We start from the raw sequence: 25,757 nt of genomic DNA on the forward strand, positions 1-25,757 counted from the left end.
GTAGTGGCCGAATTTGATCCTAGAGAAATCTCATTCTCTCACTACGACAGGGCATTTCACTGATTCAACCCGCCCCAGACACCACCTCAATCGGTGAATCCAGGCTAAGGATGTGCTGCAAACCGTTAGCACTCGGACTCGACCTCGACGGTTAGCGATCAATGCGCTCAACATCGCCACGACAAACGTCGACGTGAAAACGTTTTAGGCCCCATCCGTCTGACTTGAGTTTCGCACTTATGCGGCGGCTGCGGCGCAGGCCAGTTGGTAGTCGCGGTATTTGTGGGGGTCGGGCTGAGCTGCGGCAACGTCGGTAATTCGGGATGCGACAAGGGTTCTGCGGAATTTTTCGAGCATGTCCTCGAAGGCCGGTTCGTTCTTCTGCTGGTACCAGGGTTCGGCGGCGTGGCGGCCGGTGAGGTCGTCGGGGTGGTGGCCGTGCAGCGTGTACCACACGATGACGAGGCTGTAGACGCAGAAGCTCAGCGGCACGGTGCGTTCCACCGCACGGGCGAGCCGGTTGCGGGCTTGGCCGATGCCGAGCAGTTGCTTGCCGGCGGCGATGGCGGTCTCGATCGGCCAGCGGTGCGCGTAGCGGGCGACGATGGTCTCGACGTCGCTGTCGATGTCGGTGGTGAAGATGGCCAGGACGTTGTCGCCGCCGGGGTCGCGGACCAGGACGGTGCGGCCGGGCGCGTTGCCGAACGTGCCGTACCAGATCGTGTCGAACCGGGCGATCTCGACGGTGTCGGCGCGCCCGTACCGGTTGACGCTCACCCGCCGCCACCGCGCGGTCGCGGCCAGCTCGGCGGGCCGGCCCAGCCGCGCGCCTTTCAATCGGGGGCGGCCCCGTTTGCCGGTGCGCGGCGGCGCGGGGGCGTAGAGCGCGGCGTTGGCTGGCAGCCGGGTGGTGAAGGTGGTGCCGGGAACCAGCAGCGGCCGGCCGTGGTAGGCGGCGTCGCCGACGGCGTGGATGGTGCGGTCGGGAAACTCGGTGGCCAGCAACGTGATCAGCTGCCTCGCAAGCCGCACCGGCGAGTCGGTTCCCTTGCCGCCCCACAACCGAAACAGCACCGGCAGGCACACCGGACGGATACAGAACGGCAGCGCCACGACGATCCCGACGATCACCCACCGGTTGCCGCGGCCCAGCGCGTTCGGATCCTGCACGGAGCCGTCGTGGGTCCAGAACGCGGCGTGCACCTTGGGTCCCCAGCGGCGGAACAACGTGTCGTCGACCACCACGACGATCGGCGCCTTCGCGTCGAGCAGCCGATCGACGATCAGTCGGGCCAGTGCCAGCCCGATCCGGTCGACGTCCCAGACGTGGTGGGAGAAGAACCGGCACGCCGCGTGGAACGACACCGCCGCGGCCATCCCAGCGCCCGCGAGCATCCCCACCACCGTGCGGCGCGAGGTCCGCGCGGCCAGGCCGGTGGCCAGCAGCGCGAACACCGCGAAGGTCCGCGACCGGCGAAACGCCGGACGAAACGTCTCCAACAGCACGCGCCACGACTCGGGTAGGGTCAGGCCCGGAAGCATCGGCGGAACTCCATCTCGGGGTTGAACTTTCACAACCGCCGATGCTTCGTCACGCCTACCGCCGGATCACGGCGACACGCCGGGCATCGCCACAAACGCCCCAAAAATCACAGGAGCCACAGGCGTCAAACTGCGAAACTCAAGGTCTGACACTGCAAAGAAAACTCTCTTCGGACGTCCAAACAGTGTTGTCTTCAGCACCCTTCCTCGCGTCCCGCGAGGAACTACCGGCACGTTCATGCCGTCGATTTCTCGGGAAGCTGCGACTAGGTCGCCCTTACGGTAACGCAACACCGATATCCTTGCCTCTCTGGATCTTTCGAAGCCGACGCGAAACGCGACCGTATCGAATACGCCATTGCGCCAGTAGGTGTGGATTGTCATTGATTGTGAGGCATGACCACAAGAGAGTTTCCATACAACGCGTCTCGGTAATTCCGCCGCAGTACACACGACAAGCCTGTCGGGTAGTACCTGCTGAGCCCAGTAGCTTCGAATCGGCTGGCATCGGATTGGGAGGCCGTGACGGGTCGGTTGCGACGGCCGAACGGCTGGGAGACCACCAAATGCTCCGCGTACCTCGATGTTAGACCTAGCCGGGCTTCGCCCCATCCCGACGGGCATGCTGCTGCTGGTGTCGCTGGGGGCTTCGGTCCGGACGGGATGAAGACCCTGGTCGAAACGTGTCGATCGGGTGTATGAACCGCATAGCGCGGTTGGTAGGCCTGCTGGCCGCCCGTCCGAACCGGAGCCCAATGATGACCGTAGCGCGCTGTGCCGGCGATGTCTTGTCCGATCACACGATCTTCGAGGTGGAGTCGATCGACCGCATGTATCTCAACGTGCGGGTGCCGCGGTTGGCCTATGGCGCCGGGGTGCAGGGCTTCTTCGTCGGCCACCGCGGCCACCACTACGCGTCGACGGCATTGATGGATCCGATGACCAAGGCGTTCGTCGCCGACATCCACGGCTTCATCGCCGCGCGCGGCTGGAGTTGGTGTCCTTCGGCAAGGAACGCAAAGACGACGTCGCCCAGCAGTTCCTGGCCGCGTTCGCCGGCACCGAGGGGGTGTTGTTCGTGGGCCGGGCGCAGGAGAAGGCGCTGGTGTGGCGCACCCAGCGCCGCTACAACCCCGCCACCGGGGAACCCTATGCCTGGCTGGTGCGCTCCACAGCGTTCATCAACTACTTCTATTTCTATTGCGTCGATGAGGATTTCGGCCCGTTCTTCATCAAGTTCGGCACGTACTTCCCCTACACCGCCAAGCTGTGCATCAACGGCAACGAGTGGGCCAAACGCCAGGCCGCCAAGGCCGGGATCGGATTCGAGGCCCTGGATAACGGGTTCGCCGCCGTCGATGACGTAGACCGGCTGCAGGCGATCTGCGACAGCCTCGGACCCGAGCGGATCGACGCGCTGCTGCGCAAATGGCTGACGATCCTGCCCAACCCGTTCACCAGCGAGGACGAGGCGGCCGGCTACCGCTACGAGCTGTCCATCCTGCAGGCCGAGTTCTCGCTGACCCAGATGCTCGACCGCCCGGTGTCGGGGCGGATCTTCTTTGAGCAGGTTCTGCACGACAACCTCGACATCGGCCGCCCCGACCACGTCGGGCTGATCTTCGACCGCCGCGTCATCGCCAAGGGCCGCGCCAAGACCCCGGGACGGTTCCGCACCCGGGTGATCACCAACGGGGTAACCCCGTCGCTGCACGTGGACTACAAGAACACCAAGGTCAAGCAGTACTACAAACAAGGGAGGGCGCTGCGCACCGAGACCACGATCAACGACCCCCACGATTTCCGGGTCACCAAACGGCTGACCAGCCTGCCCGAACTGCGGCAGATCGGCTTTTCCGCCAACCGGCGCCTGCTCGGCGTCCAAACCATCAGCCACGACCCGATCCGGGGCGCCCAGGCGTTCACCGATCTCACCGCCCCCGTCGTCACCTGTCAGAACACCCGAATCCCCGGACTGCGCTTCGGCGACGCCAGGTGCACGCCCTGCTGCAGGCCTTGCTCGTCCACCGGCTCCTGGTCCACGGGTTCACCAACCGTGACCTGCGCACCTTGATCGCGCCCTGCTCGGCAAGACCGCCGAGGACATCACCGCCGGCCAGATGACCTACGACCTGCGGCGCCTACGCGCCCACGGACTCATCGAACGCGTCCCCCGCACCCGCCGCTACACCGTGACTGACACCGGCCTGCAGCACGCGCTGCTATTCACCCACGCCCACGACCACCTGCTACGCACCGGGCTCGCCCAGGTCACCGACCCCAGTCCACCACGAACGTCCAAGTTGCGCAACGCAACTCGTGCATACCAAACCGCTTTCGACGAACTCACCCAGCAGGCTCAGCTCGCCGCCTGAACTCTTCGCGACTCCAACCACGTACTTGACTCAAGATTCACGGCTGCGCCGCTTAAGCTTCGCTAATGGGCGTTCCTAACGCGCGCTTCTGTGCGCGTTGGCTTTGAGTCTTACTTGCGAAGAGAATCTCGTCATCGAGAATTCTGTAGTGGCGCTTTTGTCGCTTGCCAGGGTGATGGGACCACCTGGTTGCCAGTGGGATGGGACCACCGTGGCGCGTTATTGAGGATGCTCGTCGGGGTGGTCTGGGTCAAGCCGGCCGCCGCGGGTCCGTTGGCGGTAGGACGGTCCTTCGATGACGAGGGTGTGGGCGGTGGCGGTCAGCCGGTCGATCGCCGATTGGGCCAGCAGGGTGTCGGCGGTCATGGTCAGCCATTCGGCGGGTTCGCGGTTGGAGGTCACGATGGTGGTTTTGGTGCGGTGGCGTTCGACGACGATTTCGTAGAAGTCGCTGGTCTCGGTGGCGTCGAGGGGCCGCAGCGCGAAGTCGTCGATGATGAGGACGTCGGTGGCGGCCAGTCGGCGGATTGCGGTGTCGACGGTGTTGTCGAGGCGGGCGGCGCGCAGCCTGGTGAACAGCTTGTCGGCACGGCCGAACAGGACGGTGTGTTTGCGGCGGATTGCTATGTGTCCCAGGGCTGTTGCTAGGTGTGTCTTGCCGACGCCGACGGGTCCGAGGATGATCGCTGACTGGCCGGCGTCGAGGAATCTCAGTGAGGTGAGGTCGCCGAGTAGGGTGCGGTCATAGCGCAGGTCGTCTTGTGCGGTCCAGGTGTCCAAACGCATGCCCGGGTCGAGTCCGGCTTTGGTGGCTCGTAGTGCGGCTGAACGGGATTCGCGGCGGGACACTTCGTCGGCGAGCAGTGTTTCGAGGAATCCGATGTGGCTGAGTTTGTGTTGGCGGGCCAGGGCGGCGCGTTCGGGCAAGGTGTCGGCCAGCGCGCCGAGTTTGAGGGTTTTGAGCAGGCGGGTCAGGTCAGCGCCGACCGGGTCGGCGGGGGCACGGTGGGTGGTCATGTCAGCAGGTCTCCTCGGAATCGGTAACGGGCACTACGGTCAATGATGTTGTGGTGACGTTGAATTCGGATGGGTTGCGGGTGAACCGGGTGGCTGTTTGGCCGACTGCTTGCGGTAGTGTCGGGGCGGTGTTCTCGGTGGCGCGTTGCAGCATGGAGGCGATCTTGTTGACCGAGACGACGTCGAGGTCCAGCGATAAGGAGCATGCTTGTTCGACGCGCTGCGCGCCGTAGCGGCGCACCAGGCCTTGGAGCCGGTAGACGGTGCGCATCCGGGTCCAGGGCAGCGGGTCATCGAGGATGCGTTCGGCGTAGATCCCGATATTGGGGCCGTGCGCCGCGCGCGGCGATCAACGCCGCCAGGTCCCGCAGCGCGTAACCCGCTTTGTGTTCGGGCAGGTCAGCACGGTCGGTGCTGCGGCCACCGGCCGGCTGGCGAGGATGGACTTTCACCAGCGTGGCGCGGTGATAGAACTTCACCAGCTCACTGTCGGCGCGTACGTCCAACGTGTGCCCGATCCAGCACTCGGGCAGCGAATACAGGGCTTTGGCGACTTCGGCGTGGAAATCGCGGTGTACCTTGACCGCTTTGAACATCGGCACGTCATAGGTCCCCGGCACCGTGAGTAGCGTCGGTTGTTCTTCGGCGGTGAACACCTCCAGGGACGTGCGCAGGTGGTGCCGTGGATGCGGGTACCGGCAGTGCGCGCACCAAGTCATCACAGCCTGCTGCGCCTGTTCGAGACTGGTGAATGTTTCACCGTCCCAGAAGTTCCGGCGCACATACTGCACAGTCCGCTCCACCCGCGGCTTGTCTTTGGGGGAGCGAACCCGGGCCGGGTCGGTGAGGAATCCGGCATGACCGGCGTAGTCGAGCCACCCGCGGGTGAACTGCGGGTTGACCGCATCGGCGGCGGCGATCACCGGCTTGAGATTGTCGGGGATCAGCACCGCGAACACGCCGCCGAAGAATCCCCACGCCGCCTGGCACCCGGCGATCACCGCCGCCAGGGTCTGCGAATACGACAACCACACGAACATGTGCCGGGAATAGACGGCGGTGAAGATCAACGCGTGCACCTTGCGGCGCCGCCCATCAGCAGCATCGGTGAGCATCCCCAGATAGCCGAAATCGATCTGGCATTCCACCCCCGGATCACCATCAGCGACCCGCACCGTGGTGCCCTTGCGGCCGAAACCGCAACGCTCACTGGCGAATCGGTGCAACGTCCGATACGGAACCACACACCCCTGCCGGGCCAGCAACGTCTCAATCTTGGTGATCGTCAACGGCCGCTGCTCACCATCGCCGGCCACCCAAACTTTGATCTGCTCCTCGAACCCCAACAGCTGCTCCCAGGCGGCGCCGTGACCATCTGGGCGGGCAGGACGCACCGCGTCGGCGACCACCCCGATCAACCCGTCATCGAGGGCGCTGACATCGCCGTCGCGGCGCAGCCGGCTGCCTGCGCGGCCTCCACGTAGCGGCGCACCGTTTTGCGGTCCACGCCGCAATGCGCGGCGATCGTGCGGTACCCGGCTCCGGCGGTAGCTTCGCCACCCCAGCCACACCCGCAGCACTTCCCTGATCTCGTTCACACTGACCTCCCGAAAAACCATGCCCGCCGCCCTCCGTGACTTGAGCTGTCACAGCGATCGAACGAACAAACGAAGAGACCACCGACGCGACGCGCCGGTGGTCCCATAACTGGCAATCCAGGTGGTCCCATCACCCTGGCAAAATCAGGTCACACTGGTCCCAAGCTCCTGGCAAACGACAGCTTTAGTTTTCCCCTGACGTGAGATGCCAAGACTTGGCCTGGCGCACCCATACGTAACGATCACACCCCAGGGTGCGGGCGAGACTATCAGTGGTCGGCGATGACGCTTCCATCTCGCTGGTGGACGCCAGCGATCAGTCGATTCACTGTGCCATCGACACCGCCTCCAAGCGGCGTGTATCGCAATGACCAGTAACATCCACGGCGCCTGGACTCTGCGCCGTGATGCTCAAAACCCCGGTCACCACCGCAGTCGACCGGGCTGTTGTGGCGTGTTCGCGCTGAATGAATCCAGCCAGTTCTAGAGTCCTGTAGCCCGACGGCGGGCGAGAAGGGACGATGAAACGTATGGCTGGTCGCAAGCGTGAGCACTGCATCCGAAGAAGTGATGAGCCCATCAGCCCGGAAGACGCCTGTCCGCCCAACTGGACCCTCCAAGACCGGCCGGAGTCCCGATGTCCGTTGGTACCCCCGCTGGGGAAGCGCGGGTTGCACCGCACCGCGGGCAACAGCGACCGTGGTCGCGAATGCCAAGGGCGGCAGGAACGCCGTGCGGCCGGCTGGGTAGTCGGCGAATTGACGATTCATGGCAAGCTCTGCGTGGTCGCACCCACTCCACTCAAACTGAAACGGTCACTCGCAGATCGCGAGCGGACTTGGCGGGTTCAACGGGGGTTATATTAGAAGCTTGTTAGCAACCTCAGGTTGCTCTGCCGTTTCGTCTGATCGTGGTGGGCAAACTGGCTGGCAGAAGCGAGGTCACGGCCTTGGGGTGTTGTTTGCGACATCTGAGGTAGCTCTCATGGGTGGGTCGAATGTGGAATGGTAGATTTTGTGCCATGAGAACAACCATCGATTCAGCAGGGCGTTTGGTGATCCCCAAGAGAATTCGTGATCGCCTCGGCTTGCGCGGGAACGAGCAGGTGGAGATTACGGAGCGCGATGGCCGAATCGAGATTGAACCGGCGCCGACCGATGTCGAACTGGTTCGGGAAGGTTCAGTCCTCGTTGCACGGACGGACGGCCCTCTGCCCCCGTTGACCGATGAAATCGTTCGCGAGACGATGGACCGCGTGCGGCGGTGATCGCCCCCGACACCAGTGTTCTTGTTGCCGGATTCGCAACGTGGCACGAAGCGCACCAATCCGCCGCGCGCGCCCTCAATCGGGGCGTTCATCTGGTCGCACACACGGCGGTGGAGACCTATTCTGTCCTTACCCGCCTGCCACCACCGCATCGCATGGCGGCTGCGGTCGTTCAGGCGTATTTGGCTGATGTCACATCCGCCGACTACCTCACGCTGGACGCGCAACCGCATCGCGAATTGATCAACCACCTGGCTATACACAACGTCACCGGCGGCGCAACCTACGACGCGCTGGTCGGATCGACGGCGAAGGCTGCTGGAGCGACACTCTTGACCCGCGACCGGCGAGCAGTCAGGACCTACGAGCTGCTGCAAGTGGAATACGAACTGGTGACCTGACCACTCGCGTCGCCAACGATTCCTGCGCTCGTCGCCCAAGCACCGTCCCCGCTCGCTGATAGCGCTGAGCGAAACAGCAGGCAGACCACCGACGACTTGTCGCCAAGCTCAAATTCTCTGCCGAAAACACCCTGCCCGGTGGGTTCTGGATGCAGTGGGGTCGACTGCGAGTCTATGACGGCCAGGCCGTGAGAGCGGCACGGGCGAAGTCGACGTCGTTTCGGGTCGGCGGCTCCCGTCTGTCTGGGTCAGATCGTGCACGCTGCAAGAAGCCCAGCCGGCGCAGTGTGTCCTTGACGTCGGAGGTGGCGGCTGCCGCCGACTGCGCAGTGATCGGGGAGCCGTCGCCGCCCATCCACCCCAGCGCGTCGAGCAATTCCGCCACGATCGTTTCGGCGTTGTCGGTGGTCTCGGCGGCCAACGCGGCCAGATACAACAACCCAGCGTCGTAGACACTCCGGTCGGCGGATGCGACCGGAGTCCGTTCGGCCAGGTGCCACCACAAACCGACGGGGTCACTGCGCAGCGCCTTTCCCCGTGTGGTCGCGAGCAGGCGGCCGCGGTGCTTGCGCAGCAACCCGACCTGTTGCGCTGACTGACGCAGGTGTAGCACCGGATAGGTGAGATCCTCGCGGTTGCCGGCCCCGATCCACATCTTGTCGAACTCGAGCTCGGTGAACGCGGCCTTGACGTGCACCGGCGGCAGGTAGCCGGCCTGGGTCAGTGTGATGCCGCCGTCGCCCACCCGCTCCAACAACCACGCGTACGGCCACACCGCCGCGGCGGCTGCGTCGGTGTCGATCAACACCGGATCGTCAAGTCGCGCGCTGCCCAGCAGTTGCCGCCACCGGCGCTGCCCGTACGTGGTCTGCATGCCGTCGAGGAGATCCCCTGGTGGGCCGGTGATTTCGTGTGGGGACGCAATCCTGCCGCGATCGGCCAACACATGGTTGATCCGGTCGATGTCGAACTGTGTCGGCACCCAGTCGCCAGGATCAGTTTCGGGACCGTAGATTTCGGCGTATTGGTCCCGGGCTGCGGCATGGTCGGGGTGCTTTGGATCGGTGGCCGCGACCAGCAGCGCGTATCCGCCGACACCGCCGCAGTCCTCGGCGGGGCCGGGTTGGCGCCCGCCGGTGCAGATCGCCCGTGGCGCGGACGCCTCGCGTGCCAGCACCGCCTCCAACCGGATCACGTGCTGCCAGTCGTCACCGAAATCGTATGCGTAGAAGAGTTTGTCGCCGACATCGACAAGCACCTCATCGAGCCGGACCTCCTCCTCTGGCACACCCTCATCACCGTCGTCGGCCGAGAACGGGCACAGGTAGTACTCGGTCTCACGACTGTAATTGGAGGGGCCACAACCAAACCTGTGCAGATGCGAATCGGTCCACCCGAACGCGGCCTGCATTGTCTCGTGGACCTCGTCCAGGAACAGATCAGAGCCGAGTTCGAGTCGCCGCCATACCGGTGGCTTGGTGCCAACCAGATCTGCCCGGACCCGCAGCGTCACCGGCTCCGCACGGCGGGGGCGGCGGCGCACCGGCGGCCGGGTCTCCGCAAGCAGATCATCGACCGATGTCGCGCCGGCCAAGGCCAATCGCTGCGCAAGCGTCCGGATATCGGCAGACCCGAGTCCCGCCAGCGCCTCGTCGATGATCCGCTGGGTTTCGTCGTTGTCGCTTCCCACGCTGGCGACGGTAGCTCACCGGGCGTGGTGCTGTCAGGATGGCTGGGTGGACCACCTGGAGTCGACGGAGATCTCCGACGTCACTGATGCGTTGGGCCTGTGGCGGCGGCTGGTGTCGGGTGCTGTCGGCCGATCACTGCCTCCGGCTGTCGCGGTCGATGCGTTCCGACGAGTCCACCGCGGGGGCGAGTCGGGAGCCTTCGACTCCGCCCTACTGCTGTGTACCGACTGGCGCTGGCGCCGCGTGAGCGCGCAGGTGCTTGCCGGCATCGTGGAGTCGGGCATCCTCGACGATGATGACCAAGATCGGCTCGCCGACCCGCTGCTCTGGCAGGAGCGGGTGCGCTACCGGCATCCGATTTGGTGGATCGGCACCAGCTTCGTCGAATACCACCTCGGCGCTCCAAAAGCGGGCCGGAGGATCCGCGTCGACCCCGACACTCTCTCGACTGCGGACCGCAGTGTGTGGCCGCCGCTGCGAACCTGGGCTGCTGGCCACGTTCTGTGTCGAAGCCGAGCTTCAGCCGACGACGTCCTCCAACACGCACGGTCGCTGCCGGCCCGCGACGCGGCGGCCGTCGTGACCGGAGCCGTCCGCGTAGCCGACGCCCTTGACGACGATCAGGCGAGAACCGTGCTGAATGCGGCGTTGGACTGGGGACATAAAGCACCCCGCAAGGCAGCCCTGGAACGGCTGCTTGCCTGCGGCGACGACGAACTGGTTCAGGCGCTGGCCGCAGATGATTCAGACGCCTCGATCCGACAGTGGGCATCCAAACAACTCGCCAACAAAGCCACCCAGGGCGGCCTATTCGACTGACGCTCCCTGCATCCCCGTCCATTGAGCGACTCCGTCGTCGGTGGGATCCACCAGACTCGGTTGCTGACCGCAGAGCGGCGGGATGCGCTTGAACTCGATCTGAAGTTGGGGGACTCAGTGTGGGGATCTCATAGTGTCGCCCGCACCGCACCCGCGCACCCCTCAGCTCACCAGCCACCAGCAGTTGACTGAGGGTAGATTTCCAACTTGTCACCAACCCTCGTGCTGCTCTGCCCCTATCACCACCGGCTGCACCACCGCGGCGTCATCACCGTCACCGGACCAGCCAGCCACCTCGTGGTCACAGACAGCACCGGCCGACACCTTGATTCGGGATCGCTGGCCCGCCCGCCCACGAAATCGCCACCCACGGTCACGCCCAACCCCGGACCCAGCGGCGAACGCGCCGACTGGTGGTGGTACGAACCCTTCGAACCCCCACCACAAACGACGAACTAGTCACTACCGGGCGACGACCACCACTCGCTGCACCGGTCCGGGGATCAACGCCGCCGACCAGACTCTCCATAGCGGGCCGGCCGAACTCAGCAGGGATCCCGCTTACGGCGCTGACGGTCAGCTGTTTCCGGCGTTGTGGCGATTGATCGCGGTGTCGCAGTCGGGCCGTGACTGGTTCGTCTGCTCCATGCAGACCCGCACGTTGGCCTCGTCGGGGTGTGTGCCCGCGGGCACCGACGGGCTGTTGAATTCGCCCTGGTACTTCGACCAGATCGTCTCGTTCGTGTCGGTCAGCTTGGCGCAGTAGGCGGGGGCACCGGTGGTGGTCACCGCGGCCGCCCCCATCGTCGCGCAGTCGGCGCCGACGACGACCACGGGGAGCGCGGGCGCCGCGCTGCCCGTGGTGTCGTCACGCTGCACCAACCAGAACACCCCGGCGGCCGCCAGCGCCGCCACCGCCACCGCCACCGCCGGGAGCACCCGCGGCCACCGGCGGGGGGTGACCGGTTTGGCGTGCCGGGGCAGGACCGCTGCCTTCGATGACACCGTGTCCATCGAGGCGTCGGCACTGCCGATGCGGTGCCCGAGTGCCCGCGCGAAGTCGACGCACCGGTCGAACCGCTTGTCCGGCGACTTCGCCAGGGCGCGGTCGAACACCGGCCCGAGGCTGGACAGTTCGGGGCGGACCGTGCCGATCGCCGGCGGATCGGCGGTGAGGTGCGCGCTGATCACGACGGCCGGATTGCTGTGCGTGAAAGGCGGTGTTCCCGTGAGCAGTTCGTACGTGGTGGCGGCCAGGGCGTACTGGTCGGCCCGGCCGTCGATGTGGTCACCGCGCAACTGCTCGGGCGCTGCGTAGGCGACGGTGCCGACGGTCATGTTCGTGCCGGTCAACCCGCTGGCGTCACCGGCCTGGTGGGCGATGCCGAAATCGGCCAGCATCGCGCGCTCGTCCGGTGAGCCAGGATTGGCGATGAGGATGTTCGCGGGTTTCACGTCGCGGTGATACAGGCCACGCTCATGGGCGTGGTCCAGTGCGGAGGCGACCGCGGTGATGATGCGGACCACCACGTCGGGCGGCATACCGTTCGAATAGCGCTCGGCGAGCAGCCGCGCCGCGTCGGTCCCCTGCACGAATTCCATCGAGATCCACAGCAGGCCTTCGAAGTCGCCGCGGTCGTGCACCGACACGATGTGCGGATGCCACAGTGTGGCGGCGATGTCGGCCTCGCGCTGGAACCGCTGGCGGTACTCGCCGTCGGCGGATACCGCGGCGGTCAGCACCTTCAGCGCGTCCTGGCGTGGCAGCCTCGGATGCTGCGCCAGGTACACCTCGCCCATACCGCCGTGTCCGAGGGACCGCAGGATCGTGTATCCGGCGATCACCTCGCCTTGGGCAAGCGGCATGGGCGAATCCTATGCGGCCTGGCCTTCACGAGCGGGAGTGTGGGGATAGACCGGGTCTGCGGCGCGTACTCATCGCCAGGGGTGGCTATGCGTGGCGCAGCGTCAGCAGCGTGATCTCGCTCGGCGCGAAGACCCGAAACGGCGGGCCCCAGAACCCGGTGCCGCGGCTGGTGTACAGCTGCGTCTTCTCCCCGTGCCTGCTGAGCCCCTGCACCACTGGCTGCTCGAGCCGAACCAGGAAGTTGAACGGCCAGATCTGGCCGCCGTGGGTGTGCCCGGAGACCTGCAGATCGACTCCGGCCCGCACCGCCTGCGAGACCTGTTTTGGCTGGTGCGCCAACAGCAGGACCGGCAGCGCTCGGTCGGCGCCGGCGAGGGCGGCGTCGAGGTTGGCGCCGTGCCCGCGTATCCCGGACGCCTTGGCCGTCGCGTCGTCGACGCCGGCGACCACGAGGCGATCGCCACCGCGCTCGACGACGATGTGCCGGTTGTGCAGGACGTCCCAGCGGATGCTCTGCAGGTAGTCCAGCCAGCCCTGCGCCTCGCTGAAGTACTCGTGATTGCCGGTGACGTACACGCGGGCCGATCTCGCCGTCACCGAGGCCAGCGGACTCGCCTGGTTCTCGCGCACCGCGACGGTGCCGTCGGCGATGTCGCCGACGTGACAGACGATGTCGGCGCCGAGGTCATTCACCCGCGCCACCACGGCCGCCGACCACCGGGCGCGGTCGATGGGGCCGTAGTGCGTATCGGTGATCAGCACGACGCGCAGACCGTCGAGCCCGCAACCGAGGCCGGTGATTCCGACGTCGACCGCCCTGATCCGCGGCACCCGCATCGCCTCGGCGTATCCCCACACCAGCAGCACAATCGCCACGACCACCGCGGTGCCCGCCGCCGCCCTGGACCGCGCCGGATCGTCGACCCCGATGAGGAACAGGACCAGTCGCAGCAGCTGGGAGAGGATCGACCAGACGAACAGCACCCACGCCGCCCCGAGCAGCGCATCACCCGTCGCGGCAGCCCAGTCGAGTCGCCTGCGGCCGTGGCCCAGCATCATCATCAGCGGCAGCGCCCCGAGGGCCGCGGCGAACAGCACGGTGCCCGCCACGACGACGGGCGTCGGCCACGCCTGGCCCGCCAGCAGAAGCGTCCACCACGGCACGCCGAACAGCAGCAGCAGGATCGCCGACACGATCGCCGTGCGGCGCCATCTCCTACTTCGACGTGGCCGTTCGGATTGGACCACCTCGGCCGGGGTGTCTGCCGTCATGTCGTCGTTGCGCATACGACCCGACGGTACCGACCCGCCTCCGTCTAGATCGGGATGAGGCCGTGCTTGCGCTGCACGCGCTGGATCTGCTTGTCCCGCAACAGGCGCATCGCGCTGCGGAGTTTGAGCCGGGTCTCGTGCGGTTCGATCACCGCGTCGACGTAGCCCCGCTCGGCCGCGACGTACGGCGTCGCCATATCCCGGTTGTAACCCTCGATGAACTGCCGCCGGATCTCCTGCACCTCGGGGGCGTTGGGATCCGGGAAGCGCTTGACGACGAGCTGCGCGGCACCCTCCGCGCCGATCACCGCAATGCGCGCGGTCGGCCAGAGGAAGTTGAAGTCCGACGTCAGCTGCTTGGACCCCATCACCGCGTACGCGCCGCCGTAGGACTTGCGCACCGTGATGGTCACCTTAGGCACGTCGGCCTCGACGACGGAGTACAGGAACCGGCCGCCGCGCTTGATGATGCCGTTCTTCTCCTGCTCGACGCCCGGCAGGAAGCCGGGGGTGTCCACCACGAACACCAGCGGCACGTTGAACGAATCGCAGAACCGCACGAAGCGCGCCGCCTTGTCGGAGGCCTCGTTGTCGATCGCCCCGGACATGTGCATCGGCTGGTTGGCGATGACGCCGACCGGGCGGCCGTCCACCCGCGCGTAGCCGGTGATCATCGCCTGCCCGGCCTGCCCGGCCACCTCGAGGAAATCCCCGTCGTCGAAGATCCGCAGCAGGATCTCGTTCATGTCGTAGGCGGTGTTGTCGCTGTCCGGCACGATCGTGTCCAACTCCAGATCGTGCGGGGTGACCTCGGGCTCCAGTCCGGGGTTGACGATCGGCGGGTCGTCGAACATGTTGGCGGGCAGAAAGCCGAGGTAGTCGCGGACGTAGGCGAACGCGTCCGTCTCCGAGTCGACGACGGTGTGAATGTTGCCGTACCTGGCCTGCGCGTCGGCGCCGCCGAGTTCGTCGAGGGAGACCTCCTCACCGGTGACGTCCTTGATCACGTCCGGGCCGGTGACGAACATGTAACCCTGGTCGCGCACCGCCACGATCAGGTCGGTCTGGATCGGCGAGTACACCGCCCCGCCCGCGCATTTACCGAGGATGATCGAGATCTGCGGGACCAGGCCCGACAGCAGTTCGTGGCGACGCCCCAGTTCGGCGTACCAGGCCAACGACGTCGCCAGGTCCTGGATACGGGCGCCGCCGGAGTCGTTGATACCGATGATCGGGCAGCCGACCATGGCAACCCACTCCATCAGCCGGGACACCTTGCGGCCGAACATCTCTCCGACCGAACCGCCGAACACCGTCTGGTCGTGGCTGAACACGCCGACCGGGCGTCCCTCGATGGTGCCGTGCCCGGTCACCACACCGTCGCCGTAGAGTGCGTTCGGGTCGCCGGGCGTGCGGGCCAGCGCACCGATCTCCAGGAAGCTGCCCGGATCGAGCAGGGCGTTGATCCGCGCCCGCGGGCTCGCGATGCCCTTGGCGTCACGCTTGGCGGCGGCCTTCGCGCCGCCGGGCTCCTTGGCGAACTCCAGCTTTTCGCGAAGTTCGGCGAGCTGCGCTGCGGTGGTCCGTCCAGTCACTTGGTCTACTTCCCCTGGGCCTCGATACGGTTGATCGCCTCGCTCATGTGGGCACCGACCTTCGCGATGTACGGCTCGTCGATCGCCTGGATGTGCTCACCGCCGATGGGGACCACTTCCAGCTCCGAAACATACTCACCCCAGCCGCCGTCGGGTTGGCGGGTGGCGTATCGCGGTTCGAAGTAGATCGCGTCGTCGTGGTACCTATCGGCCATGTACAGCGTCACGTGCCCGTCGTACGGCTTGATCTCCGCGGTGTCGATCATCCGGTTGTCGAGGTACGACGTGCGCTGGTGCTCGATGATCCCGCCCGGGATCTGCACACCGCTGGCGGCGACGGCCTCCATCACGAACTTCACCTGACCCTCGTCGTCGAGGTTCTCCAGCTCCTCGAACGGGATCTCCGGAATCTGCACGTTGAACGTCCGCTCGGCGAACCGGGCGTACCGCTCCCAGCGGGCGCGGGTCTCCTCCTTGGTTTGCGGAACCTCCTCGCCGGCGCGCACCGCGTCGATCAGACCGACGAACCGCACGTCCGCACCGGCCTTCCTCAGACCGATCGCACAGGCATAGGCCAGTACCCCGCCCAGCGACCAGCCAGCCAGGATGAACGGCTTGCCCGTTCTGCCCTCCGTCCAGCCGTTCAACTCGAGCAGCTTGGGCACGTATTCGGCGGCACGCTCCTCCACGGAGCCCTCGACCCGTTCGATGCCGTACATCGGGGTGTCGGCGGGCAGCCGGTTGAGCAGCGGTTCGTAGACCACTGTGGAACCACCGGCCGGGTGGAAGACGAACACCGGGATCCGGTTCGACCCCTCCTGCGGTGCGCGCAGGACACGGACGAAGCCGTCCACCTTGCCGGACTCGAGATGCCCGCGCACCGTGGTGGCCAGGTCCTCGATGGTCTTGGCGGAGGTGACGTCGGCGGCGGTGATGGTGCCCTCGGCACGCTCGGTCAGCCGCTCGGCGACCTTGACCGCGGTGGCGTCGTCGACCTTCGGCAGCTCGTTGAAGATACCGCCCGGCGACTTACCGGTGACGATCGCCCACGTCGCGAACGTGACCCGTTCGGCGGCGTCGCGCGGCGGCACGTCGGCGCCCAGCGCCTCGGTGACGGCCTCCTGGGTCAGCACCTGCGCGGCGGCCTTCGCTGCCGAGGACTTGGCGGCCTCCGGCGTCGGTCCGGCCGGGTTGGTCGGCGGCGCCGGAATGGTCGCCACCGGTCCCGACGGATCCGTCGGCGGTGCCGGGATCGGGTCCGCCGAATCGTCCTGCGTGCTCGGCTCCGCCTGCGGGTCGGGCTGCGCGGTGGTGGCCGTCGTCAGGTTCGCTCCGGAGAGCACCGCGGCCTGTTCGGCAGCCGCTTCTCCGAGCGGGTGCCCCGCGGCAGCGAGCTTCTCCTCGAGCTCGGCGACCGTGGACGCCCCGCCCATCAGCTCGGCCTGTTCGGCAGCGATCTCCTCGGCCGTCTTGCCCTTCTGGGACTCGGCCAGCTGGTCGACCTCGTCGCGATGCTCGATGGCGTACTCGATGAGCTGCTCGACGGCGTACAGGTTGGCGTCGCGCACCGCAGTCAGCTGGATCGGCGGCAGGTCGAAGTCGTACTCGACGCGGTTTTTTATCCGCACCGCCATCAGCGAATCCAGCCCGAGCTCGATCAGCGGCACCTCCCAGGGCAGGTCCTCGGGCTCGTAGCCCATCGCGCTACCGACGATCAGCCCCAGCCGGTCGCGCACCGCCTCACCGGAGGCGGGCGACCACTTACCAAGACCCGCGCCGAGATTCGCGCCCTGAGTGAGGTGGTCGGACAGGATCGCCGGAGCCTTCCCCGCGGCATCAGACCCGGCGGCATCAGACCCGGCGGCATCAGACCCGGCGGCGTCGTCCGGTGCATCGACCGCGAGAGCGGCCGAATCGATCCGCCCTGCAAACGTTCCGGTGGCCACAGTGGCAGGCAGAGCGACAGGCTGGCCACCGCGGGTGACGATGGCGTCGTACACGAGAGCAAAGGAAGACTCGCCTCCGTTGTCCATGCGGGCGTGCACCTGCACCGACGCGCCACCGGGGTGGCGGGTCAGTGTGGTCACCAAGCGGGCGCCCTCACCGGGCACCGCGCGCTGCTCGGCCGCCGTCACCGCGGCATCCGAGAACACCTGCGCGGCCGCCGATTTCACCAACGCGGCCAGGTCGGTGGCGCCGCGCGGAGAGTACTCCCACACGTGCCTGCCGTCCGGGGTGGCGACGTGACTGCCCGGCATGACACCGGCGTTGTCGCCGCTGAAACGCACGTCGAGCCAGTGCGGCTTCCGCCGGAATCGCGTCGGCGGGATGTTCGCGTAGTCCAGCGCACCGGCCAGCCCACGCGAGCGCCGCGGGAACAGCGTGCGCATGTCCAGGTCGTGGCCGTGCACGAACAGCTGCGCCATCGCGGCGGTCATCGAGTCGACGTCGTCCTGCTTGCGGGCCAGCGTCGCGATGAGCTGGCCGTCATGGAGCCCAGCGCTGGCCGTCGTCAGCCCGACCTGCATCAGCGCCACCGGATTCGGGGCGAGCTCGAGGAACGTGGTGTGACCGTTGTCGACGGCGTTGCGGATGCCGTGGGTGAAGTAAACGCTGTGGCGCAGCCCCTTCTTCCAGTAGTCGACGTCGTGGATCGGCTCGCTTCCCGCACGCAGGAACTTGCCTTCGTGCACCGTCGAGTAGTAGCCGACCTGCAACGGGTGCGGGGTAATGCCGACCAGTTCGGCGGCCAGCTCGCCGAGCAGCGGATCCATTTGCGAGGTGTGGCTGGCACCCTTGGTCTGGAATTTGCGGGCGAACTTGCCCTCCTGCTCGGCCCTGGCGATGATGGCGTCCACCTGCTCGGGCGGACCGCCGATCACGGTCTGGGTGGGGGCGGCGTAGACGCACACCTCGAGGTCGGGGTAGTCGGAGAACACCGTCTTGATCTCGTCGGCGGAGTACTCCACCAGCGCCATCAACCGGATGTACTCGCCGAACAGCATCGCCTCGCCCTCACCCATGAGGTGGCTGCGCGAGCAGATGGTGCGGGTGGCGTCCTCCAGCGACAGGCCGCCGGAGAAGTACGCCGCCGCCGCCTCACCGAGCGACTGGCCGATCACCGCACTCGGTTTCGCGCCGTGGTGGCGGAGCACCTCACCGAGCGCCACCTGGATCGCGAAGATCGTGATCTGCGTGGTCTCGATGCCGTAGTCCTGCGAATCGTCGAGGATCAGCTCGACGATCGAGTAGCCGCGCTCGTCCTGCACGTACGAGTCGACCTTGTTGATCCAGTCGGCGAACACCTCGTTGCGCAGGTAGAGGTTCTTACCCATCTTGCGGTGCTGCGCACCGAAACCGGCGAGCACCCAGACCGGCCCGCTGGTGACGGGACCGTCGGCGCTGTAGACGTTCGGATTCTGCTTGCCCTCGGCCAGCGCGCGCAATCCCTTGACCGCCTCGTCGTGATCGCGGGCCATCACCACCGCACGGGACCGGCCGTGGTTGCGGCGCGACAGCGCGCGGCCGATCGACTCGAGCGACGACGTCCGACCCTCTTCGCTGTCGATCCAGTCGGCCAGCTCGGCGGCGGCGGCACGTTTGCGCGACGTCAGGAACGCCGAAACAGCCAGCGGGACCAGCGGAACCGGCTGCTCGGCCGCCTCCAGCTCTTCGCGCGCCACCTCGAGGAGGCGTTTGGCCTCGTCGGTCAGACCGGGCAGTTCGTGACCGTCCTCGGCGGCAGAACCAACGGAACCGTCGACCGGTCCTTCGCCGTCGTCCTCGCCGACGAACTCGCCGTACTCGTCCATCCGCACGCCGCCGACATAGACGGCGGGTTCGTTCGGCGCGGCAGTGACCTCGACGACCTTCTCCTGCGACTCCGGCGCAGCGAGGTCGGCGGGCAGCACCTCGCGCATCACGATGTGCGCGTTGGCGCCGCCGAAGCCGAAGCCGGAGACACCGGCGATGGCGTGTCCGCTGTAGCGTGGCCAGTCGCTGACCGCGTCGTTGACCTTGAGCCGCACGGCGTCGAAGTCGATGTAGGGGTTCGGGCCGGTGTAGTTGATCGACGGCGGCAGCTTGTCGTTGCGCAGTGACAGCGCGACCTTCGCCAGGCTGGCCGCCCCGGCCGCCGACTCGAGGTGGCCCACGTTGGACTTCACCGCACCGAGCAGCGCAGGCTTGTCGGCCGGCCGGTTACGGCCGATTACCCGTCCCAGCGCGTCGGCTTCGATCGGGTCACCGAGGATGGTGCCGGTGCCGTGGGCCTCGACGTAGTCGACGTCGCGCGGGTTGATGCCCGCGTCCTTGTACGCCTTGCGCAGCACCTCGGCCTGGGCGTCAGGGTTCGGTGCCAGCAGGCCGTTGGACCGGCCGTCGTGGTTGACCGCGCTGCCCGCGATCACCGCGTAGATGTCGTCACCGTCACGTCGGGCGTCGCTCAATCGCTTCAACACCAGCATGCCGGCGCCCTCGGATCGGGCATAGCCGTTGGCGTCCTGGGAGAACGACTTGATCCGGCCGTCCGGTGCCAGGACCCCGCCCACCTCGTCGAACCCGATCGTCACCAGCGGGGTGATCAGCGCGTTGACCCCGCCGACGACGGCGACGTCGGCCTCGCCGGCGCGCAGCGCGGCCACCCCCTGATGCGCGGCGACCAGCGAGCTCGAACAGGCGGTATCGATGGCCATCGACGGTCCGCGGAAGTCGTAGAAGTACGACACCCGGTTGGCGATGATCGAGCTGGTGGTGCCGGTGATCGCGTACGGGTGCGCGACGCCGGGATCGGCCACGGACATGAAGCTGTAGTCGTTGTTTGACGCTCCGATGTAGACGCCGACACGCTCACCACGCAGGCTGGACGCCGGGATGCGGGCGTGCTCCAGCGCCTCCCACGTGAGCTCGAGCGCCATGCGCTGCTGCGGATCGAGGTTGTCGGCCTCCATCTTCGACAGCGCGAAGAACTCCGCGTCGAAGCCCTTGATGTCGGAGAGGTAGCCGCCGCGGGTGGCCGCCTTGGCGACGCGCTCCGCGATCCGCGGCTCGCCGAGGAACTCCTCCCAGCGGCCCTCCGGCAGATCAGTGATCGCGTCGCGGCCCTCGAGCAGCGCCTCCCACATCTCGTCCGGGGTGTTCATCTCGCCCGGGAAACGGGTGGCGAGGCCCACAACGGCTATGTTCGCGACGTCCTCGTCGACATCACGCGACCAGTCGGTGTCGTCGTCGTCGTGCTCCACCTCGGGTTCACCCTCGATGATCACCGTGGCCAGCGACTCGATGGTCGGATGGCGGAACGCCACGGTCGCCGTGAGCGTGACACCGGTGAGGTCCTCGATATCGCCGGCCATCGCGACCGCGTCCCGCGACGACAGACCCAGCTCGACCATCGCCGTCGACTCGTCGATCCCGTCGGCGCTCTGGCCGGTGGCGTTGGCGATCCAGTTGCGCAGCCATTCCCGCATCTCGGCGACGGTCATGTCGACCTGCGCCGGGCGCAGACGGCTTCCGTCGCCGGAGGCGACCAGACTGCTTCCGTCGCCGGAGGCGACCAGACTGCTTCCGTCGCCGGAGGGCGAATTGTTCGGGGTTTCAGACATGTTCATCTCTTTCGCCGCCCGCGGCGGTATGTGTGGGGGAAGGCGAGGCCCGTCCGTCAGTCGGTCTCGTCTGGGAAGGCGTTGGCGACCTTGCCGCTACGGAGGGTGCCGTCGAGATAGCCCGAGCGACACGCGCGGCGGCCGATCTTGCCGCTCGAGGTACGCGGGATCGCCCCGGCGGGCGTCAGAAGCACGTCGCGCACGGTGACCCCGTGCCGCACGGCGATCGCGGCGCGGATGGCGTCGGCGATCGGGCCCATGTCGAGTTTGTGGGTGCCCGGTGCCCGCTCACCGACGATGACGAGCTGTTCGGAGGTGTCGGCTGCGTCGCGCTTGAGACCCGCGTGCGCATTCTCGAACACCTCGTCGGGGAGCTGGTTGGCCGGCACCGAGAACGCGGCGACGAAACCGGTGCGCAGCGCCTTGGTGGCTTCCTGTGCCGAGTACTCGAGGTCCTGCGGATAATGGTTGCGGCCGTCGATGATCACCAGGTCCTTGACACGGCCGGTGATGTAAAGGTCACCGTCGTGGAAGGCGCCGAGGTCACCGGTGCGCACCCACATCGCGTCGTCGGCCGCGCCTTCGGCGTGACTCGGGTTCGTCCGCGATTTGAGGATGTTCTGGAACGTCTCGGACGTGGCCTCCGGCTTGCCCCAGTAGCCGGTGCCCATGTTCTGGCCGGAGATCCAGATCTCGCCAATCTGGCCGTCGGGCAGTTCGGTAGCGGTGTCGTGGTCGACGATGACCGCCCACTCCGCGACGCCGACCTTGCCCGCCGACGCCTGCGCGACGGCCTTCGGCGAATCCGGCGGCACCTCGACGAAGCGGTGGTTGTTCAGTTCGTCGCGGTCGACGGTGACGATCTTCGGCGACTCGTTGACCGGCGTGGTCGAGACGAACAGCGTGGCCTCGGCCAGACCGTAGGACGGTTTGATGGCCTGCGGCCGGAAGCCGTACGGACCGAACGCCTCGTTGAAGTTGCGCACGGTGGCCGCCGAGATCGGCTCGCTGCCGTTGAGGAGTGCCTTGACGTTGGACAGGTCCAGCGGCGGCTCACCTTCGCGGGGCACGCCGCGGGCGGCGGCGTGGTCGAAGGCGAAGTTGGGCGCGACAGAGATGACGCCGCCGGTCTCGCCCTCCTTGCGAGCCATCTCGCGGATCCACCGGCCGGGCCTGCGGACGAACGCGGCGGGCGTCATGAACGAGATGTAATGCCCGATCATCGGCGAGATCATGATGGTGATCAGGCCCATGTCGTGGAAGAACGGCAACCAGGACACACCCCGGTCGCCTTCCTCGCCCTCGAGCGCCTCGATCACCTGCACCACGTTGGTGGCCAGGTTCAGGTGGGTGATCTGCACCCCCGTCGGGACCCGGGTGGAACCCGACGTGTACTGCAGGTAGGCGATCGTGTCGGTGGTGACGTCGACCGACTCCCACGTCTGGCCGACTTCGTTGGGCACCGCGTCGACGGCGATAACACGGGGACGCTGGTCGGCGCGTCGGGTGCGGAAGAACTTTCGCACCCCCTCGGCGGCCTCGGTGGTGGTCAGGATGGCCGACGGTGTGCAGTCGTCGAGGACGGTGTGCAGGCGGCCGACGTGGCCGGGCTCGTTCGGGTCGAACAGCGGCACGGCGATGCGGCCGGAGTACAGCGTGCCGAAGAATGCGACGAGGTAGTCGAGGTTCTGCGGGCACAGGATCGCGACGCGGTCGCCCGGCTGGGTCACCTGCTGCAGTCGGGCGCCGACCGCGCGGTTGCGGGCGCCGAAGTCGGCCCAGGTGAGGTCGCGCTCGATCCCGTCGCGTTCGGTGGAGAAGTCGATGAAGCGGTACGCCAATTTGTCGCCACGCACCTTCGCCCACCGCTCGACGTGACGCACCAGGTTCCCGTTGTCAGGGAACTTGATGAGGCCGTCCTTGATGAACGGGTTGTGGAACGGCATTTCACACTCTCCTGTCGAACCGCGGCCTTCTGCACGGCTCCTAATACGGACGCTGCAGTCGCTCTGCGAAGGCGCGGACCCGAACCTCGAAATGCTACTCGCGCTGGCGCGGGTGCCGGCGTCGACGCACCGCGTCAGCGATCGCTCAGCCTTAGTTTTCTCTTAATATCAAGCATGTTAAGGGCCTTAAGGGCACTCGCCAAATCACTTCGGTCACGTGTCAACCATGTTTCGGTTGCGGCGCGCTCTCGATGAGGTTCCGCGCCCAGTTCAGCGTCCATTCCGTCGCGGGCTGTCCGTCGACCTGCCAAAACTGCGGGGTGGCGTACATCGCATGCACGGGCTGTCCGGCACCACCGGCCAGGGTCTCCAGCGTGCGAGGCAGGTTCACGATGGAGAATGCCGACTCCGGGGCGGCGCAGATCAGGTCACCCGGTGCGCAGATCTCGAAGACCCGGTCGTTGAGCTGCCCGAACCCGCCGGGCCGCGGGCCCGTCATGCTCAGCCCCAGGGCGCTCAGCGTCGGCACCTCGTGCAGCGTGATCTCGGCGCCGACCCCGGGTGGGGTCGGCCCGACCTGCTGGCCGACCCCGGCCTCGCGGCGGCCATCGGCGATCGCGGTCACCCCGAGCACCAGATCCTGGTCGATCGGGCCGCGGCCGTTGCCGACGTCGCTGGCGATGTCACCGGCGATCACCGCACCCTGGGAGAACCCGACGATGATGTAGCTGGTCAACGGACAGCGGTTGTTCATGTCGACGAGCGCCTTGACCGCGGCCTGGGTGCCCTCGGCCCGGCTGTCGTTGTACGACATCTGCTTGTCGGCGGAGAACGGATTGTGGAACTGCGCGGTGTAGGGAACCGTGTAGATCTCGAGGCGGTCGTTGCCGAATTCGGCGCGCAGCGGGTTCGTCACGTTGAGCAGCACCGCGATCGGGAACTGCGTTGGGTTGAACGGGTCCAATTGCGGGGAGGACTCCCAGGTGCCGGGTATCGACAGCAGCTGCACGTCCGGGCAGCTGGCGTCCTGGAACTCCGGGCGCGGCTTACCGGTCGGCGGCACCGCCGTCGGCGGCACCGCCGTCGGCGGCAGCGCCGTGTCAGGCGAATCCGGGGTGCGCATCACCACGACGATGATGGCCACCACCAACACCACAACCAGGGCCATCGCACCGGCGGCGGCCAGGGCGAGGATGCGGTGGCGTTTGCGTCGACTGGACTTCGGCATGGGGTAATCGGCTCCTTGCGTACGCGGTCTGCGCTAGCAGAGTCGTTCGGTGGCGATGCGAATGTAGTCGGCGGTCGCGGAGTCGATCTCCTTCGCCAGGGTCCGCATGGAACTGGGCCGGGCCGCGCGCACGTCGCTGCGCACCAGCGGCAGGATGAACTCCCACACCGCCTGATCGTTCTGCTTGGCCGCGCGCGCCTGACAGACCGCAGAGCCGATGGACAGAGCACGCAGATCAGTCGTCGCGCGCACCCCGGCGGCCTTCAGCGCGTCGAGATAGTGCCGCTGGGGCTTGGTCACGGTCACCGCCCCCGGCTGTCCGGCGACGCCCTCGGGCGGACTGGGCAGATCCGACCCACCGTCGCCGAATTCGTCGGGACGCGCGGCGGGCGGTGGTGGCGCGGTGGAGGTGACGTCGCGGCTCAGCACGTCGTCGGTCAACGCGCACGCCGCCACCAGGACGACGGCGGACAGCACGAACAGCGTGGGGAGGATCCGCCGTTGGGTGTGCTGCACGGTTACACGGTACCGGCTGCCCGGCGCGGCCCACGTCGATCGGCCCGGCCGCCGATCAGCGGATCGCGGCCACCAGATCACCCGACATGGCCCCCAGTTGCGGCGCCCAGCTACCCCAGCCGTGCTCGCCGCCGGCCGGGAAGTCGAAGTGCCCGTTGCTGCCGCGGACAGCGCGATAGTGCTGGTAAAACGTGCGGTTACTGCCCTGCGCCTGATCGCAGTAGCCGATCATCGCGGCCGGGTCGACGCAGGTGAGCGTGGCCGGGCTGTACACCCATAGCCGGGTGTTGTTGTTCGCCAGCAGCTGGACGTGGACGTCGGGGTCGTGCCACTTCCACCGGCCCAGCTGTGGCAGCCCCCACATGTTGCGGGTGTCGACGCCGCCGAACCGGGCCAGGCCGGCGGTGATGGCGCCGTTGAGCGCGGTGGCAGAGGGCGTCATGAACCCCGACATCGACCCGGCGTAACGGAAGCGGTCGGGATGAAAGGTCGCCATCATCATCGCCCCGGTACCGCCCTGCGCGGCGCCCACGATGCCGTGCCCGGCGGGGGCCAGCCCCTTGTTGGCCGCCAGCCAGTCGGGCAGCTCCGAGGACAGGAACGTCTCCCATTGCCGGCTGCCGTCCTGCTCCCAGTTGGTGTAGAGGCTCCACGCGCCACCGGCGGGGGCGGCGACCGAGATTCCCTTACCGGCGAGCGTGTTCATCGCGTTTCCCGCGGTCACCCAGTTGCTCACCTCCGGAGCTGCGTTGAAGGCGTCGAGCAGGAACACCGCGTGCGGTCCACCACCCTGGAAAGCGACCGGGATGGCGCGGCCCATGGCGGCCGACGGCACCATCAGGTACTCGACGGCCTCAGCTCTGGCGGTTGTCCCGGACGCGGTCTCCGCGACCGACCACAGGCCCGCGGCCAGCGCCACCGCCGCGACCGCTCGCAAAACCCCACGCATCATCACGCCCACCTCACGTCCGTCGGCCGTCTGTTCGCCAATCCCCGCGGTGGTAGTGAACCACATCACCGTCG

The 25,757-nt window shown here is 67.1% G+C and carries 18 protein-coding genes and 1 pseudogene; 6 read left to right on the forward strand and 13 right to left on the reverse strand.

The window, feature by feature from the left end; all coding sequences use genetic code 11:
• Window positions 1-237 precede the first annotated feature (237 nt).
• A complete protein-coding gene (locus G6N07_RS17495) occupies window positions 238-1,542 on the reverse strand; it encodes an IS701 family transposase (RefSeq protein ID WP_085190483.1) in 1,305 nt (434 codons plus the stop codon).
• A gap of 997 nt (window positions 1,543-2,539) precedes the next feature.
• Here G6N07_RS17495 and G6N07_RS17500 point away from each other — a divergent pair.
• Window positions 2,540-3,616 carry a hypothetical protein gene (locus G6N07_RS17500; protein WP_244949079.1) on the forward strand — a complete coding sequence of 359 codons (1,077 nt, stop codon included), beginning with the start codon at window positions 2,540-2,542 and terminating at the stop codon, window positions 3,614-3,616.
• Window positions 3,617-3,662: 46 nt separating this feature from the next.
• Window positions 3,663-3,917: a hypothetical protein gene (locus G6N07_RS20580; RefSeq protein WP_244949080.1), complete on the forward strand. Its 255-nt coding sequence runs from the start codon at window positions 3,663-3,665 to the stop codon at window positions 3,915-3,917.
• Window positions 3,918-4,136: 219 nt separating this feature from the next.
• Here the strand turns inward: G6N07_RS20580 and istB are convergent, their stop codons facing one another.
• From istB to G6N07_RS17510, 3 genes are read right to left on the reverse strand one after another with little or no spacing between them, the layout of a single operon-like run.
• On the reverse strand, window positions 4,137-4,934 hold the full coding sequence (istB, locus tag G6N07_RS17505; RefSeq protein ID WP_163784243.1) for an IS21-like element helper ATPase IstB: 798 nt from the start codon (window positions 4,932-4,934) through the stop codon (window positions 4,137-4,139).
• A 1-nt stretch (window position 4,935) separates the two neighbouring features.
• Window positions 4,936-5,205: a hypothetical protein gene (locus G6N07_RS21105; RefSeq protein ID WP_404822145.1), complete on the reverse strand. Its 270-nt coding sequence runs from the start codon at window positions 5,203-5,205 to the stop codon at window positions 4,936-4,938.
• Between the two features lie 19 nt (window positions 5,206-5,224).
• Window positions 5,225-6,553 carry a Mu transposase domain-containing protein gene (locus tag G6N07_RS17510; RefSeq protein ID WP_404822146.1) on the reverse strand — a complete coding sequence of 443 codons (1,329 nt, stop codon included), beginning with the start codon at window positions 6,551-6,553 and terminating at the stop codon, window positions 5,225-5,227.
• A gap of 1,000 nt (window positions 6,554-7,553) precedes the next feature.
• Here G6N07_RS17510 and G6N07_RS17515 point away from each other — a divergent pair.
• A complete protein-coding gene (locus G6N07_RS17515; protein ID WP_085188765.1) occupies window positions 7,554-7,799 on the forward strand; it encodes an AbrB/MazE/SpoVT family DNA-binding domain-containing protein in 246 nt (81 codons plus the stop codon).
• The gene (locus G6N07_RS17520) at window positions 7,796-8,200 is read left to right on the forward strand and encodes a type II toxin-antitoxin system VapC family toxin (protein WP_085188763.1); all 405 of its coding nucleotides are present in this window, start codon (window positions 7,796-7,798) and stop codon (window positions 8,198-8,200) included. The genes G6N07_RS17515 and G6N07_RS17520 overlap by 4 nt, the downstream gene beginning before the upstream one ends.
• A 172-nt stretch (window positions 8,201-8,372) precedes the next feature.
• On the opposite strand, the gene G6N07_RS17525 is transcribed toward G6N07_RS17520, so the two are convergent.
• Window positions 8,373-9,890, reverse strand: coding sequence for a plasmid pRiA4b ORF-3 family protein (locus G6N07_RS17525; protein ID WP_099050146.1), 1,518 nt, complete (start codon window positions 9,888-9,890; stop codon window positions 8,373-8,375).
• Between the two features lie 46 nt (window positions 9,891-9,936).
• On the opposite strand from G6N07_RS17525, the gene G6N07_RS17530 reads away from it, so the two are divergent.
• A complete protein-coding gene (locus G6N07_RS17530) occupies window positions 9,937-10,710 on the forward strand; it encodes a hypothetical protein (protein WP_085188761.1) in 774 nt (257 codons plus the stop codon).
• A gap of 219 nt (window positions 10,711-10,929) precedes the next feature.
• Window positions 10,930-11,169, forward strand: a pseudogene (locus tag G6N07_RS19990) (HNH endonuclease); the annotation flags it as partial.
• A 117-nt stretch (window positions 11,170-11,286) separates the two neighbouring features.
• Here the strand turns inward: G6N07_RS19990 and G6N07_RS17535 are convergent.
• From G6N07_RS17535 to G6N07_RS17570, 8 genes are all read right to left on the reverse strand, one after another.
• Window positions 11,287-12,576: a serine/threonine-protein kinase gene (locus G6N07_RS17535; RefSeq protein ID WP_085188759.1), complete on the reverse strand. Its 1,290-nt coding sequence runs from the start codon at window positions 12,574-12,576 to the stop codon at window positions 11,287-11,289.
• An 85-nt stretch (window positions 12,577-12,661) separates the two neighbouring features.
• The gene (locus G6N07_RS17540; RefSeq protein WP_235849587.1) at window positions 12,662-13,864 is read right to left on the reverse strand and encodes a metallophosphoesterase; all 1,203 of its coding nucleotides are present in this window, start codon (window positions 13,862-13,864) and stop codon (window positions 12,662-12,664) included.
• Window positions 13,865-13,893: 29 nt separating this feature from the next.
• Window positions 13,894-15,444 (reverse strand): acyl-CoA carboxylase subunit beta, encoded by a 1,551-nt coding sequence (locus tag G6N07_RS17545; protein WP_085188757.1) that lies wholly within the window; start codon window positions 15,442-15,444, stop codon window positions 13,894-13,896.
• Window positions 15,445-15,449: 5 nt separating this feature from the next.
• Window positions 15,450-21,050 carry a polyketide synthase Pks13 gene (gene pks13 / locus G6N07_RS17550; RefSeq protein WP_085188755.1) on the reverse strand — a complete coding sequence of 1,867 codons (5,601 nt, stop codon included), beginning with the start codon at window positions 21,048-21,050 and terminating at the stop codon, window positions 15,450-15,452.
• Window positions 21,051-21,100: 50 nt separating this feature from the next.
• Entirely contained in the window at window positions 21,101-22,990 is a 1,890-nt protein-coding gene (gene fadD32, locus G6N07_RS17555) for a long-chain-fatty-acid--AMP ligase FadD32 (protein ID WP_085188753.1), read from the reverse strand.
• A 220-nt stretch (window positions 22,991-23,210) separates the two neighbouring features.
• Window positions 23,211-24,218, reverse strand: a complete 1,008-nt coding sequence (gene culp6 / locus G6N07_RS17560; protein WP_085188751.1) for a carboxylesterase Culp6 — start codon at window positions 24,216-24,218, stop codon at window positions 23,211-23,213.
• A 33-nt stretch (window positions 24,219-24,251) separates the two neighbouring features.
• A complete protein-coding gene (locus tag G6N07_RS17565; protein WP_372507566.1) occupies window positions 24,252-24,734 on the reverse strand; it encodes a hypothetical protein in 483 nt (160 codons plus the stop codon).
• Between the two features lie 55 nt (window positions 24,735-24,789).
• On the reverse strand, window positions 24,790-25,683 hold the full coding sequence (locus G6N07_RS17570) for an alpha/beta hydrolase-fold protein (RefSeq protein ID WP_372507569.1): 894 nt from the start codon (window positions 25,681-25,683) through the stop codon (window positions 24,790-24,792).
• Window positions 25,684-25,757 lie beyond the last annotated feature (74 nt).

Origin of the sequence: Mycolicibacterium doricum, from assembly GCF_010728155.1 — a bacterium.
GTDB lineage: Bacteria > Actinomycetota > Actinomycetes > Mycobacteriales > Mycobacteriaceae > Mycobacterium > Mycobacterium doricum.